Raw genomic sequence first — 13,689 nt, 5'->3', positions numbered from 1 at the left:
TGATCCCTTTCCGGGGGCCCCGCTCTCGCATCGGTCCGGGTCAGACCTGGACGCGGTCGGCGACGACCTTGGCCAGCTTGGCCAGCGCCTCGTCCTTCGGGATGCCGTTCTCCTGCGAGCCGTCGCGGTAGCGGAAGGAGACGGTGCCCGCGGCCATGTCCTCGTCACCGACGATGATCATGAACGGAACCTTCATGCGCTGGTGGTTGCGGATCTTCTTCTGCATGCGGTCGGAGGAGGCGTCGACCTCGACCCGCAGGCCCTGCTTCTTCGCCGCCGCGGCGAACTCCTGCAGGTACTCCACGTGCCCGTCGCCGATCGGGATGCCGACCGCCTGGACGGGGGCCAGCCACGGCGGCATGGCGCCCGCGTAGTGCTCCAGCAGCACCGCGAAGAACCGCTCGATGGAGCCGAACAGCGCGCGGTGGATCATGACCGGGCGCTGGCGGGAGCCGTCCGGGCCCGTGTACTCCAGGTCGAAGCGCTCCGGCAGGTTGAAGTCCAGCTGGACGGTCGACATCTGCCAGGTGCGGCCGATGGCGTCGCGCGCCTGCACGGAGATCTTCGGGCCATAGAAGGCCGCGCCGCCCGGGTCGGGGGTCAGCGGGAGGCCCTGCTTCTCGGCGACCTGCTGGAGGACCGCGGTGGCCTCCTCCCAGACCTCGTCCGAGCCGACGAACTTCTCCGGGTCCTTGGTCGACAGCTCCAGGTAGAAGTCGGTCAGACCGTAGTCGCGCAGCAGGTTCAGCACGAAGGTGAGCGTGCGGTCGAGTTCCTCGGCCATCTGCTCGCGGGTGCAGTAGATGTGCGCGTCGTCCTGGGTGAAGCCACGGGCGCGGGTCAGGCCGTGGACCACGCCCGACTTCTCGTACCGGTACACGGTGCCGAACTCGAACAGCCGCAGCGGCAGCTCACGGTAGGAGCGCCCGCGCGCGTCGAAGATCAGGTTGTGCATCGGGCAGTTCATCGGCTTGAGGTAGTAGTCGGTACCGCCGTCGAGCTGCATGGGGGGGTACATGCCCTCCGCGTACCAGTCCAGGTGGCCGCTCTTCTCGAAGAGGGCGCCCTTGGTGGCGTGCGGGGAGTAGACGAACTCGTAGCCCTCCTCCTCGTGCCGGCGGCGCGAGTAGTCCTCCATGACCCGGCGGATGATGCCGCCGCGCGGGTGGAAGACGGCCAGGCCGGAGCCGATCTCGTCCGGGATGGAGAAGAGGTCGAGCTCGTTGCCGAGCTTGCGGTGGTCGCGCTTCTCCGCCTCGGCGAGGAAGTCGAGGTGGGCCTTCAGCTCCTCCTTCGAGGGCCAGGCGGTGCCGTAGATGCGCTGGAGCATCGGGTTCTTCTCGCTGCCGCGCCAGTAGGCGGCCGCGTTGCGCATCAGCTTGAACGCCGGGATGTTGCGGGTGGTGGGCAGGTGGGGACCGCGGCAGAGGTCCTTCCAGCACAGCTCGCCGGTCTTGGCGTCCAGGTTGTCGTAGATGGTCAGCTCGCCGCCGCCCACCTCGACGTTCGCGCCGTCGTCGGTCGACGCGGAGCCCTTGATGCCGATGAGCTCCAGCTTGTACGGCTCGTCGGCGAGTTCCTCGCGGGCCGCCTCGTCGGAGACCACGCGGCGGGCGAACCGCTGGCCGCGCTTCTGGATCTCCTGCATCTTCTTCTCGATGGTCTTCAGGTCCTCGGGGGTGAAGGGCCTGGCGACGTCGAAGTCGTAGTAGAAGCCGTCGCGGACCGGCGGGCCGATGCCCAGCTTGGCCTCGGGGAAGAGCTCCTGCACGGCCTGCGCCATGACGTGCGCGGTCGAGTGGCGCAGGATGTTGAGGCCGTCCTCGGAGGAGATCTCCACCGGCTCGACGGTCTCGCCGTCCCGCACCTCGTACGAGAGGTCCTTCAGCTCACCGGCGATGCGCGCGGCGACGATGGTGCGCTCGCCGGCGAAGAGCTCCGCCGCCGTAGTGCCCGTGGCCACCACGCGCTCGTCCCGCTCGGAATCGCGTTGGATGATCACACGGACGTCTGACACCGGTCTCTCCTGACTCAGGGGGCACGCGGGCGAACGCCGCGCGCCTGAATCGTACCGAGCCGAGCGGCCGCGCCGCGAAACGGTTAAACCCCGGGGCCCCGGGGCGGGTCCGGGCCGGCCCGGAAACCTCCGGCGAGCCCGGCGCGGCGGGGGTAGCGTGGGCCGTTCCCGTCCGACCCCCCGAAGGGACACCCTCATGCCGCAGCTCCGCCCGCTGGACCTCACCGACGACGCGACGGCGGCCGCCGTGCACGCGGTGGGCCTGGCCTCCTACGCGGTGGAGGCGGAGCTGATCGGCTTCGACGGCATCCCCGCGCTCCGCGAGGGCCTGGAGGCGATGCGGGCGCGGCCGCTGCGCTGGCTGGGCGCGGTCACCGGCGACGGCGCGGTCGCGGGCTTCCTGGCCTGGGAGGAGACACCGGACGGCGTGTCCGTCGACCGGCTGTGCGTGGACCCGGCCCGGTTCCGCCGGGGCATCGCCTCGCTGCTGGTGCGCCACGCCCTCGCGGAGCTCTTCCCGGGCCGCCCCGTCGAGGTCTCCACCGGCGCGGACAACGCCCCGGCGGTCGCCCTCTACGAACGCCTCGGCTTCACCCGGGGCGCGGACTTCACCCCCGTCCCCGGCCTGCGGATGGCCTCCTTCACCCTGCGCGGCACCGCGTAGCGGCCGGCCCGGGGAACCGGCCGGCGGCCGGGCACGTCACAGGGGCACCCGAAGCGGGAACCGAGCCGGATCGAGGAACCATGCGCCGTACCGCCGTCACGTTCGCCTGTCTCGCCGCCGCGCTGCTCGGCGGCTGCTCGGCCCCCGGCGGTTCCGGCCCGGCGGCCGAGCCGCCCGCGCCGCCGTCCCTGGAGGGGGCACCGGCCTGCCCCGGGCACGACCGCGCCGGGCCCGGCGCCCCGCCCGCCACCGTCGACGGCACGCCCGCGAACACCCCCGAGGCCGCACGCCTGTCGCAGGCCGTCGCGGCGCAGGGGTACGGCGCCTTCGCCGACGTGTACGGCACCCACGTCACCGACCGCCCGGCCGGGCGGGTCGCGGTGTGCGTCACCGACCTCGCCCGGGGCCGCCGGCTGCTGGAAGCCGCCGGGAAGGCCGACCCCTCCGTCGACCCCGGCCGCGCGGACCTCTACCTGAGCCGCTACACCCACCGCGCGCTCGTCACCGCCGTGGAGCGGCTCACCGCCGACCAGGGGCGGCCCGCCTTCCCCCTCTACAGCTTCTCGCCCGCCGCCGACGCCTCCGGGGTGGTGGCGACGAGCACCGCCGAGGGAGCCGCCTCGAAGGACCTGAAGGCCCGCCTGGAGCAGATCACCGAAGGTGTCCCGGTCACGGTGGAAAGGGGCGACCCGGCCACGCCCCTGGGGGGCGACAAGCTCCGGAGGGCCGGGGACACGGCATCACCGGTCGCTCCGTAGGGTCCGTCGCCCCCCGACGGGGGCGCGGGGCCTCCACGGCGCGACCACCGGATGCCTCTACCAGGGCAGGGGTTCGCCGTTCCGGAAGAAGCCGCCGGTGGGTCCGGAGTCGGGCAGGGTGGCGGCCCGGACGATGCCGGCGGCGCCCTCGCCGACCGGGCCGCCGCCCGGGCCGCCCATGTCGGTGGCGACCCATCCCGGACAGACGGCGTTGACCAGGATCCCCTCGGCGCGCAGCTCGTCGGCGAGCTTGCGGGTCAGGGCGTTCAGGGCGGCCTTCGAAACCCCGTAGGCGGGGGTGCCGCCGGACATGAGCTCCAGGGAGCCGGATTCGCTGGAGACGTTCACCACGCGGGCGCGCGGCGAACGGCGGAGCAGCGGCAGGAACGCCCGCACGGTCCGCCAGGCGCCGAAGAGGTTGGTCTCCAGGGTGTGGCGGACCTCGTCGAGGTCGGCGGAGACGGCTCGCCGGGAGGTGTCGTAGTTGACGGCCGCGTTGTTGACGAGGACGTCGAGGCGCCCGAACTCCTCCTCCACGCGCCGGGCGAGGGCACGGACCTCGTCGGCGTCGGTCACGTCCAGCCGGCACGGCAGCAGCCTGCCGGGCAGTCCCGGGGCCAGACCGGCGACGGCCCGTGCGGCGTCCTGCGGACGGCGGGCGGACAGCAGGACGGTGTGACCGAGTCCGGCGAGCCGGCGCGCGGTCTCGCGGCCGATGCCCCTGTTGCCGCCCGTGACCAGCGATATCGGTGCGGCGGTGCTCATGCTCTTCCCCCTTGCGCGGACGATCCGTACGGCGAGCACGTTACGGCTCGCCCCGCGCGAGGGGATCGGGCCGAAGGCGCAGAGGGGGCCCGGCCGTGGACGTAGTCCCCACGGACCGTCACGGCGCGGTGCGGTCCGGCCATCCGGTACGGCAGGACCGCCTCGGTCCTCACCGGACCCCGCCTCGCCGCCGTCCTCACCAGGTCGGCAAGGTGATCCGAGGGGAAACGCCCTAGTCGCCGTCCGACGGCAGCACCTCGTCGGCGTCGAGGGACGCGTCCAGGGACTTCATCAGCCGGTCCCGCTCCATCTCGTCCAGCGGCACCGGCGTCACCTCCGAGGCCCCCGCCAGCCTGCGGAAGCCGCCCCGGCGGGTGAGCCGGCCGCTGACCCGGACCGGCAGCCCGGCCAGGTGGGCGTGGACCGCGGTGCGGTACCCCTCCTCGTCGAGGGCGGCCCGGACGTACGGGACCTCCGCGCCCGACAGCACCCGCAGCCGGACGGTCCCCCCGCCGCGCGACGCCGAGCGCCGCATCCGGACCACGGCCCCCGCGATCCGGACGGCGACGGCCGGCTCGGCCCGGGTGTAGCGGGCGGCGGCCTCGCGCAGCACCGGCAGGTCGCCCGGTGAGAACTCCACCGGCTCGGGCCGCGCCGCGCACCCGGCCGGAACCCCCGCCGCGGGAGCCCAGGCCAGTGTGATCCGGGCCCCTTCCGAACCCCGTACGAGCGCGATCAGCGCCTCGGCGAGCTCCCGGCTGACCCCCGCGGCCACCGCGGCGTCGAAGGCCTCCATGCCGCCGGTCGCCCTCCGGTAGTCCACCGCCTCACGGGCCGCGTGCAGCGCGTGGTGCAGCCGCGTCACCGCCCCGCGCCCCGCGGCCACCGGGACGTACGCGGCGAGCCTGCGCCCGCCGGGGGCGGGCCCCACCAGCACCCCGTCGAGGAAGCGTTCGGCCTGCGCGCGGTGGCGGGCGCCGTAGTAACCGGCGCGGGCCCGGTCGGCGAGGGCCCCGGCCAGCAGCAGCCGGCGGGCGGCCGAGCGCAGCCGCTCCTGCGCGGGCCATGCGGCCTCGCCCTGGAGCCCGTAGGGCCCCGGCGGGACCTCCCGCTCCCAGCGGACCTCGTCGCTGGGCACGCTCAGCCCGAAGAGCACCTCCCGCGCGGAGGGCACCCCGCTGCGGGAGAGCGCGGTCAGGGCCTCTTCCAGGAGGTCCGCGCAGTCGGGGAAGGTCCGGTTCTCGGGGACGAGCAGGCTGGTCCCGGCCCGGTCCGGCGGGGTCCAGCGCCCGTAGCGGCCCGCCGCTCCGCCGCGCCTCAGCCAGCCGTGGCGGTGCAGCAGCGCCCCGAGGACCTGCGGGTCGACCTGCCCCGGATCGGGAGTGCCCGGGGCGGGCCGCGGGCGGGGCAGGGGTTCGAGGTGCGGCGGGTACCGGTCCATCAGGGTGTCCCTCCCGACCCGACGCGGGTCATGATCTCGCACAGCGCCCGGTCGTCGAAGATCCGCCCGGTCGGGATCCGTACGGTGGTGCGGCGCCTGCCGGTGACGGGGTGCCCGGCGAGGTTGGTCCAGTAGCAGCAGTGCCGCAGGTCGAGCCGGTCGTGCCCGGCGCTCAGCCAGAGTTCCCGCTCCCGCGGGACGAGCATCACCACGAGGATCTTGTGGACGGCGACCGGCGTCCGCGCCAGCTTCACCAGGTGCTCGTTGTCGAGGGTGAAGCCGAAGCTGGTCCCGGCGGGGCGGGGCGGTACCTGGTAGGTCGCCTTCAGCTGCACCTTGATGGTCACCTCGTCGTCGACGACGTGCTCGGGCGCGCCGTGGCTCACGTGCCAGTCGATGCCGTTGTCCGGAAAGGGCTGGGAGAGCGAGCAGCCGGCCGCGGCGGCGACGGCGTGGAGGTAGCCCACCTGGAGGGTCTCCATGCAGGCGGTGGTGGCGAGTGTGCCGCGCAGCGGTCCGGTCGGCGGATCGCCCTGTCCGTGCGGTACCCCGCCCGGTTCGGGCTGCGTGAGCGCCATGGCCGGCTCCCCATGCCTTCCGGCTCTGCCGTGAACGGGTGAGGGGGTGACGGGTGGTCACGGGTACGACCCCCCGCAGAAGTTGTCTCCGCAGCCGGGTGCCGCCAAACGGCGTACGGGGCGAAAAGGCCGGGTATCACGGATTCGGCGGGGGTCGGCGCGCTCCGTGGGCGGAGGTGCCCGGTGCGGCCCATCTGCCCACCGGGAACGAGGAGTTCGTCATGACGCGCTGGTACGAGGGGCCGTTGGCCGCTTTCGACACGGAGACCACCGGGGTGGACGTCGAGCAGGACCGGATCGTGTCCGCCGCGCTCGTCGTGCAGGAGTGTGCGGGCGGCCGGGTCCGCTCCACCCGGTGGCTGGTCAATCCCGGCGTTCCGGTGCCGCCGGGAGCGACGGAGGTGCACGGCCTGACGGACGAGCACCTCCAGCGCAACGGCCGCTGGCCGGCGCCGGTGGTGGAGGAGATAGCCCGCGCGCTGGGCGAGCAGCAGGCGGCGGGGCGGCCGGTGGTGGTGATGAACGCGCCGTTCGATCTGACGCTGCTGGACCGGGAGTTGCGCCGGCACCGGGCGTCCTCGCTGGCGCGGTACCTGGACAACAGGCCGCTGACGGTGCTGGATCCGCGGGTCCTGGACAAGCACCTGGACCGCTACCGCAAGGGCCGCCGCACGCTGACGGACCTGTGCGCGCACTACGGGATAGACCTGGAGGGGGCGCACGACGCCTCGGTGGACGCGCAGGCGGCGCTGGAGGTCGTACGGGCGGTCGGGCGCCGGTTCGCGGCGCGGCTGGAGCGGCTGAGCCCGGCTGAGCTGCACACCCTCCAGGCGGTGTGGCACGCGGCGCAGGCGCGGGGGCTCCAGGCGTGGTACGCCCGGCAGGGCACTCCGGAGGCGGTGGATCCGCACTGGCCGCTGCGTCCGGACCTGCCGCAGGCGGCCTGAGCCGCCGGCCTCAGGCCGCCCGACGGGTTCCGGAGCTCCGGAACGGCCCCGGACATGCGGAAGGCCGGTCCGTCATCAGACGGACCGGCCTGTCCCGGTGGGCGATACTGGGATCGAACCAGTGACCCCTTCGGTGTGAACGAAGTGCTCTCCCGCTGAGCTAATCGCCCGGGAACGCACTGAACAATACAAGAGCCCCGGGGCCGGATCAAACCGCTTCCGGCGGAGCGGCCAGCCGGGCCCGCAGGCCGCGCCGCCCGGCCCGCATCATCAGTGCGTGGTTGAGCCGGAACAGCGGCCGGCCGGCGAGCGCGAACCGCCGCAGCGGGGCGGCCCGCACCTCGACCTCCTGCTCGTAGACCGCCCGCGTGCGGAGGGCTCCGGCCGCGCCCCGGGGGCGTACGGTCCACCGCGCCCAGCCCTCGATGTCCCCGCGCAGCGCCGCTTCGAGGACCCCGCGCCCGGGGTCGTGGAGCAGTTCGGTGAGGGTGACGCGGATCCCGTACGGGAGGACCGAGCGGATCAGGACGTTCCCGGTACGGGCGTCGATCCGCTCGACCCGGCGGATCTGGGGCCACCAGTCGGGGTAGCCCGCGGGGTCGGCCAGCAGGGAGTAGACGAGCGCGGGCGGGGCGTCGAGGTCCCACACGCTGCGGAAGCGGTAGTGCGTCCAGCGGGGCATGGCTCCAGTGTGGCCCGGCGGGCGCCGGTGCGGGGCGGTGGCCCGAGTAGGTACTCAGCGGTGATCTGAGTAGGCACGCCCATGTCCTGATGGCGTGACGGGCGCCACACTCCGGCTATGGACTCCCCCCTGCCGCCGGCCCAGGAGCTGGCGCTCATCGACGGCGAGCTGGCCCAACTGGACACCCGGCGCGTGTACTTGCTGGCCCGTCGCGACTGGCTGCTGCGCGTGCTGGCCCAGCCGGTGCCGCAGGCGCACCCGCAGTTCCCGCAGTTCCCGCAGTTCCCGCAGTTCCCGCCGTCCGCGCCGGCCGGGGCGCCGAAGCCGAGCGCCCAGAACGTGCTGCTGGCGCTCGGCGCGGTGCTGCTCGCCGTCGCGGCGCTGGCGTTCACCCTCGTCAGCTGGGGCTCCCTGGGCATCGGCGGGCGCTCCGCGGTGCTGGCGGCCGTGACGGTGGCGGCGCTCGCGGCACCCGCCGCGCTGCTGCGGCGCGGGCTGCGGTCGACGGCCGAGGCGGTCGCGGGGGTGGGGCTGCTGCTGACGGTGCTGGACGCGTACGCGGTGCACGCGGTCGGGCTGCCGGACGCCGACGGCGTCGCGTACGCGGCCTGGGCGGCGGCCGCGCTGGCGGGCCTCTGGGCCGGGTACGGGGCGGCCCTGAGGGGGCTGCGGCTGCCGGCGCTCGCCGCGGTGGGGGCGGCGCAGCTGCCGTTGCCGCTGGCGGCGGCCGCGGCGGGGACGGACCCGCTGGGGGCCGGCGCGACGCTGCTGGCGACGGCGGCGCTGGACGCGGGCCTGGCGGTGCTGGTGGCCCGCCGGGCGGTACGGGTGCCGGCGTGGGTGTGCTCGGGGGTCCTGGGCGGGGCGGCGCTGGCGCTGGGGCTGGCGCTGTCCCTGGCGCGGGCCGGGGCGGCCGGTCCGGCGCTGCTGCTGGCGGCGGGGGGCGTGCTGGGCGTGGCGGTGGCCTGGCGCGAGCCGCGGGCTTCGGCGGCCGCCCTGGTGGGGGGTCTGGCGGCGGTGTCGGCGGCGGGGGCGCTGGTGCCGGCCGGGGCGGGCTCCGTGTGGTGGGCGGTGGCGGCGCGGGTGGCGGCGGCGCTCGCCCTGTCGGCGGCGGTGCGGGCGGGGGCCGTCCCGGAGCCGGTGCGGCGGGGGCTGCTGCGGGCGGGCGCGGGGGTGGCCGCCGCGGGGGCGCTGGCCGGGCTGTCGGCGGTGGCGGTGGTGCTGGTGGCGCGGGCCGGGGTGCTGCGCGAGGTGTGGGCCGGGACGACCCCGCACCCGGCGGGGCCCGGGGCGGCGCTCGCGGTTGCGCTGCTGCTCGCGGCGGGCGCTCTGTGGCTGCCGGGCGGGGTGCTGCCGCGGCCGGTGGCCGGGGCGTCGGCGGTGGTGTGCGGGTGGGCGGGGCTGTTCGCGGCGCCGCTGCTGCCGGGCACGCCGGCCGGGGCGGTGTTCGCCGCGCAGCTCGCGGTGACGGCGGCGGCCGGGGTGGCGGCTTCGCGGGTCGCGGTGCGGCCGGGGGCGCGGGCCGTCGGGTGGGCCGCGGCGGGCTGCACGGCCCTCGGGGCCCTGAACCTGTCCCTGGCCGCCCTGGACGGCCGTACGGCCACCTTCGCGGTGTTCGGGCTGCTGGGTGCCGGCTGCGCGCTGGGGGCGGCTCACAGGGCCGCGCCGGTGCCCGTACGGGCGGGCTTCGCGGTGGGCGCCGTCGGGTACGCGGCGGCGCTGGTGCTGGCGCTGGGCGCGGTGGCGGGCCTGGGCTGGTCCTGGCGGGCGGTGGCGGTCCTGGCGGTCCCGGCCCTGGTGGCGGCCCTGGCGCCCCGGCTGGGCCCGGTCCGGGTCCCGGCCGAGGCGGCGGCGGCCGGGGTGCCGGCGGTGGCGGTGGCGCTCGCGGCGGGGGACGCGCCGGTGCTGGCGCTGGTGCTCGGGCTGGCCGGGGTGATCTGCGCGGGGGCGGCCCTGCGCCCGGAGCGGCGGGCGGCCGCCCTGGCGGCGGGGGCCCTGTTCGTGGCGGCCGCGTGGGTGCGGCTGGCGGCGTCGGGGGTGACGGTGCCGGAGGCGTACACGCTGCCGGTCTCGGTGCCCGCGCTGGCGGTGGGGCTGCTGCGCCGCCGCCGGGATCCGGGGGCCTCGTCCTGGTCCGCGTACGGGCCGGGGCTGGCGGTGACGCTGTTGCCGAGCCTGGTGGCCGCCTGGGGCGACGCGCACTGGCAGCGTCCGCTGCTTCTGGGCGCGGCGGCGCTGGTGGTGACCCTGGCGGGGGCGCACCGCCGGCTGCAGGCGCCGCTGCTGCTGGGTGGCGCGACGCTGGCGGCGGTGGCGCTGCACGAGCTGGCGCCGTACGTGGTGCAGGTGGCGGGCGTACTGCCGCGCTGGCTGCCGCCGGCACTGGCGGGCCTGCTGCTGCTGGTGACGGGGGCGACGTACGAGAAGCGGCTGCGGGACGCGCGCAGGCTGCGGGAGGCGTTCGGGCGGCTGCGCTGAGGGCGGCGCGCGGCCGGGTACGACAGAGGCCCGGAGACTCTTCCGAGTCTCCGGGCCTCTGCTCCGGGTGGGCGATACTGGGTTCGAACCAGTGACCCCTTCGGTGTGAACGAAGTGCTCTCCCACTGAGCTAATCGCCCGGACGCACCGCAAACATTACCGCATGTCAGCGGTGCTCCGTGACCGCCCCCGGGCCGGTACGGACCGGCTCACTGGTCCTTGAGGTTCCACGGCAGGGTGAGGCCGTACTTCCACAGGTAGAAGCCGATCAACGCGGCCGCGATGGTGAGGCCGACGCTGGTGAGGATGACGTTGCGGCGCCGGACCTTCGGGTCGAGGGCCTTCTGCGCGGCTTCGGTGACCTTGCGCTTGGTCCAGCGCAGGGCGAGGGAGGCCCAGGCGAACTCGGTGGCCCAGATCGCGAGGCCGGCGAAGATCGCGACCCAGCCGGGGCCGGGCAGGACGAGCATGGCGACGCCCGCGCCGATGACGGCGAGGCCGACGATGAAGACGCCGACCTGCCAGCTCAGGTGCAGGCTGCGGTTGGCCTTGATGAAGGCGGGCGCCTTCGACTCGTGCGCCGGCTCTTCGGCGGTCGGCTCGCCGCTGGCGGATGCGTTGGTTCCGCGGTCACTCCCCGTATTCATGGCACCGAATCTACCGGAGCCGGAAGCACACGTGCATACCGGTTTGGATCCGCCGTCCGAGGGACCCAGAGGTCCGCAAAACGGTCAGAGGGGTTTACAACGGCACCGTAGGTGGCATGTCGATTTCGCCGACGTGCGAATCCCCGAGCGCACACTGAGCGAAAGGCCCTGGCGCTTATGAACACCACGGTCAGCTGCGAGCTGCACCTGCGCCTCGTTGTGTCGAGCGAGTCCTCACTGCCTGTTCCCGCGGGCCTGCGGTATGACACGGCCGATCCCTACGCCGTGCACGCCACCTTCCACACCGGCGCCGAGGAAACGGTCGAATGGGTGTTCGCCCGCGACCTCCTCGCGGAGGGCCTCCACCGGCCCACCGGTACCGGCGACGTCCGCGTCTGGCCGTCCCGCAGCCACGGTCAGGGCGTCGTCTGCATCGCCCTGAGCTCACCGGAGGGAGAAGCGCTGCTCGAGGCACCCGCCCGAGCCCTCGAGTCGTTCCTCAAGCGGACGGACGCCGCGGTCCCACCCGGGACCGAGCACCGGCACTTCGACCTCGACAAGGAGCTGTCGCACATCCTGGCCGAAAGCTGAGCCAGGCCCCCAGCCCCCCACCGTCCGACTCGGGGCGACGGTGCGGGAGGGACAACCACATACGGCAGTGCCGGCGCTGTCCTCGCGGAAGCCACCCGCGGGGGCGGCGCCGGTGTGCTCGGGTACCTTTCCGGCGGTAGGCGCTATTGTCGGCCCCCAGCGGGCGGCAGCGGCCCGCCGCCGCAAGGCCCGGCCCCAGGGAGCGACCCCGTGCAGATCCCCCACGACACCCGTCGCGCGCTCGACGTCGTCGTCGCGCTGGTGAACACCGCGGCCGAGCCCGACCGGCCCGACCGGCTGTCCGACGTCCCGGCGCTGCGCGGCTTCGTCGAGGAGTACGCGATCAGCGACGTCGGCGAGCTGAGCGCGCGCGACCTCGCCGGGGTGCGGACGGTGCGGGGCAAGTTCGCCCAGGTCTTCGCGGCACCGAACTCCCGTGCGGCCGCCGCACTGATCAACGAGCTGGTGGCCACGGCCGGCACCACCCCGCGGCTGACCGACCACGACGGCTACGACTGGCACGTCCACTACTTCGCGCCCGGCGCCTCGGTCGGCGACCACCTGGCGGCGGACGGCGGCATGGCGCTGGCCTTCATCGTGGTCTCCGGCGAGCGGGAACGGCTGCGCCGCTGCGAGGCCCCGGACTGCCGACGCGCCTTCGTGGACCTCTCCCGCAACCGCTCCCGCCGCTACTGCGACAGCCGCACCTGCGGGAACCGGCTGCACGTGGCCGCGTACCGGGCCCGCCGCAAGGAGGCGGACGTCCACCCGGAGGTCTCAGAGCAGATAGAGGTCGTGCAGGGCGGCGAGCAGCAGTAGGGTCCCGATCACCGCTAGGAAGATCATCAGCGGCGGCTGGGAGAGCGCGTAGAGACATCCGCGCCCTTCCGTCACGTCGGAGGCCGTGGACGCTGTGGAGGCCTTGGAGGCTGTCGCGGCCTTGGCGACGGTCGTGGCCTGCGAGGCCTTGGATGCCAGAGTGGCAGCGGCCCGGGCGATGGGGGCCTCGGAGGAGGGAGCCTGCGGCTCACCCTGCGATGTGTCGAGCATGTCGGGCCGATGATCGCGCAGCCCGCACCGGCCAGGCCCGCAACACGGCCATGATCACCCCGGCGGTTCACCGTCTCTCGTCAGTTCAGGTGGTTGCCCGCGGCTTCTCCCCCGCGCGCCGCCCCCCATCCGCTACGAGGACCCGGTCGGCCGTGTGTCGGTCGCGGGCCCGGCCGCCGGTGTGCGACACGGTGGCCGTGGTGGGCGGCCGTCCGCAGCGCGACGGCCCCGGGCGCACGCGCGAGAGGCCTGCATGACCGACGAGGACACCTTCCCGACCAGCCGCCGGGCCCTCCTGCTGACCGCCGGGTCCGCCGGTATCGCCGCGCTGACCGCGGCCTGCGCCCGTCCGGACGCGCCCGGCAGAGCCGCACCGACGGGCGCAGCCGCTCCGAACTGCGTCCTGGCCCTGACGTCGGGTGCGGGCCCGAACTACACCGGCCGAAGCCGGACCCGCTCGGACGTCACGGAGGGCCGCGAGGGCGTGCCGCTCCGGCTGGAGCTGACCGTGGTGGGCGTCAAGGACGGCTGCCGGCCGTTGGCGGGCGCCGCCGTCGACATCTGGCAGGCCGACGCGGCAGGCGCGTACTCGGAGGGCAAGGAGACGCACCTGCGCGGGATCCAGGTCACCGACGCCTCCGGCCGCTGCGCCTTCCGGACGATCGTGCCCGGCTGGTACGCGGGGCTGGCGCCGCACATCCACTTCAAGGTCCGCCCCGACGGGCGCTCCGAGACGACCTCGCAGTTCTTCCTGCCCGACACCTTCCTGAGGGAGGTCTACGGACGGCAGCCGTACGCGCGCCGCAAGGCCCCCCGCGACCCCAACGCGCACGACGACCGCTTCCGGGCCGCCGCCGGGAAGATGACCCTCTCCCCCACCCCCGACGGCTCCGGCTACCGCGCCGCGTTCACGGTGGGCGTCCGCTAGGCCGTCAAAGCAGCGCCGCCACGCGGGACTTTGACGACAGGGCCTAGATGTATTGATCACGAGCGTTGTTGACACTCGGCTGGTCTTGAACATGGCGAAGACCTCCGGTGTGGTGGGAGCTGTCTAGGAACTCACCGCACGGA

At 74.8% G+C, this 13,689-nt stretch carries 14 protein-coding genes and 2 tRNA genes; 7 read left to right on the top strand and 9 right to left on the bottom strand.

Features of this window, described 5'->3' with window-relative positions:
• Positions 1–40 precede the first annotated feature (40 nt).
• On the bottom strand, positions 41–2,017 hold the full coding sequence (gene thrS / locus ACFY7H_RS29950; protein WP_388944397.1) for a threonine--tRNA ligase: 1,977 nt from the start codon (positions 2,015–2,017) through the stop codon (positions 41–43).
• A gap of 196 nt (positions 2,018–2,213) precedes the next feature.
• Between thrS and ACFY7H_RS29945 the strand changes: the two genes are divergently transcribed.
• Both ACFY7H_RS29945 and ACFY7H_RS29940 read left to right on the top strand, forming a co-directional pair.
• Positions 2,214–2,681, top strand: a complete 468-nt coding sequence (locus ACFY7H_RS29945) for a GNAT family N-acetyltransferase (protein ID WP_388944394.1) — start codon at positions 2,214–2,216, stop codon at positions 2,679–2,681.
• Positions 2,682–2,761: 80 nt separating this feature from the next.
• Complete coding sequence (locus ACFY7H_RS29940) at positions 2,762–3,439, top strand: hypothetical protein (protein WP_388944392.1); 678 nt, start codon at positions 2,762–2,764, stop codon at positions 3,437–3,439.
• Between the two features lie 57 nt (positions 3,440–3,496).
• Here ACFY7H_RS29940 and ACFY7H_RS29935 read toward each other — a convergent pair whose 3' ends face one another.
• From ACFY7H_RS29935 to ACFY7H_RS29925, 3 genes are all read right to left on the bottom strand, one after another.
• Positions 3,497–4,204, bottom strand: coding sequence for an SDR family NAD(P)-dependent oxidoreductase (locus ACFY7H_RS29935; RefSeq protein ID WP_388944389.1), 708 nt, complete (start codon positions 4,202–4,204; stop codon positions 3,497–3,499).
• A gap of 232 nt (positions 4,205–4,436) precedes the next feature.
• Positions 4,437–5,645, bottom strand: a complete 1,209-nt coding sequence (locus tag ACFY7H_RS29930; RefSeq protein WP_388944386.1) for a hypothetical protein — start codon at positions 5,643–5,645, stop codon at positions 4,437–4,439.
• Entirely contained in the window at positions 5,645–6,223 is a 579-nt protein-coding gene (locus tag ACFY7H_RS29925) for a DUF4365 domain-containing protein (RefSeq protein ID WP_388944383.1), read from the bottom strand. Before ACFY7H_RS29925 ends, ACFY7H_RS29930 begins: the two co-directional genes overlap by 1 nt.
• A gap of 221 nt (positions 6,224–6,444) precedes the next feature.
• On the opposite strand from ACFY7H_RS29925, the gene ACFY7H_RS29920 reads away from it, so the two are divergent.
• A complete protein-coding gene (locus tag ACFY7H_RS29920; protein WP_388944380.1) occupies positions 6,445–7,170 on the top strand; it encodes a 3'-5' exonuclease in 726 nt (241 codons plus the stop codon).
• A gap of 98 nt (positions 7,171–7,268) precedes the next feature.
• Here the strand turns inward: ACFY7H_RS29920 and ACFY7H_RS29915 are convergent.
• Both ACFY7H_RS29915 and ACFY7H_RS29910 read right to left on the bottom strand, forming a co-directional pair.
• A tRNA-Val gene (locus ACFY7H_RS29915) sits at positions 7,269–7,340 on the bottom strand.
• A 38-nt stretch (positions 7,341–7,378) separates the two neighbouring features.
• Entirely contained in the window at positions 7,379–7,852 is a 474-nt protein-coding gene (locus ACFY7H_RS29910; RefSeq protein ID WP_388944377.1) for an SRPBCC family protein, read from the bottom strand.
• A gap of 117 nt (positions 7,853–7,969) precedes the next feature.
• Between ACFY7H_RS29910 and ACFY7H_RS29905 the strand changes: the two genes are divergently transcribed.
• Positions 7,970–10,330 carry an SCO7613 C-terminal domain-containing membrane protein gene (locus tag ACFY7H_RS29905; protein WP_388944374.1) on the top strand — a complete coding sequence of 787 codons (2,361 nt, stop codon included), beginning with the start codon at positions 7,970–7,972 and terminating at the stop codon, positions 10,328–10,330.
• A 68-nt stretch (positions 10,331–10,398) separates the two neighbouring features.
• On the opposite strand, the gene ACFY7H_RS29900 is transcribed toward ACFY7H_RS29905, so the two are convergent.
• A tRNA-Val gene (locus tag ACFY7H_RS29900) sits at positions 10,399–10,470 on the bottom strand.
• Positions 10,471–10,539: 69 nt separating this feature from the next.
• Positions 10,540–10,977, bottom strand: coding sequence for a TIGR02611 family protein (locus ACFY7H_RS29895; protein WP_388944371.1), 438 nt, complete (start codon positions 10,975–10,977; stop codon positions 10,540–10,542).
• Between the two features lie 177 nt (positions 10,978–11,154).
• Here ACFY7H_RS29895 and ACFY7H_RS29890 point away from each other — a divergent pair, with 177 nt between their 5' ends.
• Positions 11,155–11,568: an SsgA family sporulation/cell division regulator gene (locus tag ACFY7H_RS29890; protein ID WP_030011909.1), complete on the top strand. Its 414-nt coding sequence runs from the start codon at positions 11,155–11,157 to the stop codon at positions 11,566–11,568.
• Positions 11,569–11,778: 210 nt separating this feature from the next.
• Positions 11,779–12,387 carry a CGNR zinc finger domain-containing protein gene (locus tag ACFY7H_RS29885; RefSeq protein WP_388944368.1) on the top strand — a complete coding sequence of 203 codons (609 nt, stop codon included), beginning with the start codon at positions 11,779–11,781 and terminating at the stop codon, positions 12,385–12,387.
• Here ACFY7H_RS29885 and ACFY7H_RS29880 read toward each other — a convergent pair.
• Entirely contained in the window at positions 12,346–12,618 is a 273-nt protein-coding gene (locus ACFY7H_RS29880; protein ID WP_388944554.1) for a hypothetical protein, read from the bottom strand. The two genes, ACFY7H_RS29885 and ACFY7H_RS29880, sit on opposite strands and share 42 nt — an antisense overlap.
• A 253-nt stretch (positions 12,619–12,871) precedes the next feature.
• Here ACFY7H_RS29880 and ACFY7H_RS29875 point away from each other — a divergent pair, with 253 nt between their 5' ends.
• Entirely contained in the window at positions 12,872–13,546 is a 675-nt protein-coding gene (locus ACFY7H_RS29875; protein WP_388944365.1) for an intradiol ring-cleavage dioxygenase, read from the top strand.
• The last annotated feature ends 143 nt before the right edge of the window (positions 13,547–13,689 follow it).

Source organism: Streptomyces sp. NPDC012794 (assembly GCF_042901085.1).
Taxonomy (GTDB): domain Bacteria; phylum Actinomycetota; class Actinomycetes; order Streptomycetales; family Streptomycetaceae; genus Streptomyces.
This window is presented reverse-complemented; position numbering and strand designations above follow the sequence as displayed.

What these genes read in the sequence shown, in the direction of transcription:
- ACFY7H_RS29945 (WP_388944394.1), top strand. Translation starts at nt 2,214, where the DNA reads ATGCCGCAGCTCCGCCCGCTGGACCTCACCGACGACGCGACGGCGGCC.
- ACFY7H_RS29940 (WP_388944392.1), top strand. Translation starts at nt 2,762, where the DNA reads ATGCGCCGTACCGCCGTCACGTTCGCCTGTCTCGCCGCCGCGCTGCTC.
- ACFY7H_RS29935 (WP_388944389.1), bottom strand. Translation starts at nt 4,204, where the DNA reads ATGAGCACCGCCGCACCGATATCGCTGGTCACGGGCGGCAACAGGGGC.
- ACFY7H_RS29930 (WP_388944386.1), bottom strand. Translation starts at nt 5,645, where the DNA reads ATGGACCGGTACCCGCCGCACCTCGAACCCCTGCCCCGCCCGCGGCCC.
- ACFY7H_RS29925 (WP_388944383.1), bottom strand. Translation starts at nt 6,223, where the DNA reads ATGGCGCTCACGCAGCCCGAACCGGGCGGGGTACCGCACGGACAGGGC.
- ACFY7H_RS29920 (WP_388944380.1), top strand. Translation starts at nt 6,445, where the DNA reads ATGACGCGCTGGTACGAGGGGCCGTTGGCCGCTTTCGACACGGAGACC.
- ACFY7H_RS29910 (WP_388944377.1), bottom strand. Translation starts at nt 7,852, where the DNA reads ATGCCCCGCTGGACGCACTACCGCTTCCGCAGCGTGTGGGACCTCGAC.
- ACFY7H_RS29905 (WP_388944374.1), top strand. Translation starts at nt 7,970, where the DNA reads ATGGACTCCCCCCTGCCGCCGGCCCAGGAGCTGGCGCTCATCGACGGC.
- ACFY7H_RS29895 (WP_388944371.1), bottom strand. Translation starts at nt 10,977, where the DNA reads ATGAATACGGGGAGTGACCGCGGAACCAACGCATCCGCCAGCGGCGAG.
- ACFY7H_RS29890 (WP_030011909.1), top strand. Translation starts at nt 11,155, where the DNA reads ATGAACACCACGGTCAGCTGCGAGCTGCACCTGCGCCTCGTTGTGTCG.
- ACFY7H_RS29880 (WP_388944554.1), bottom strand. Translation starts at nt 12,618, where the DNA reads ATGCTCGACACATCGCAGGGTGAGCCGCAGGCTCCCTCCTCCGAGGCC.
- ACFY7H_RS29875 (WP_388944365.1), top strand. Translation starts at nt 12,872, where the DNA reads ATGACCGACGAGGACACCTTCCCGACCAGCCGCCGGGCCCTCCTGCTG.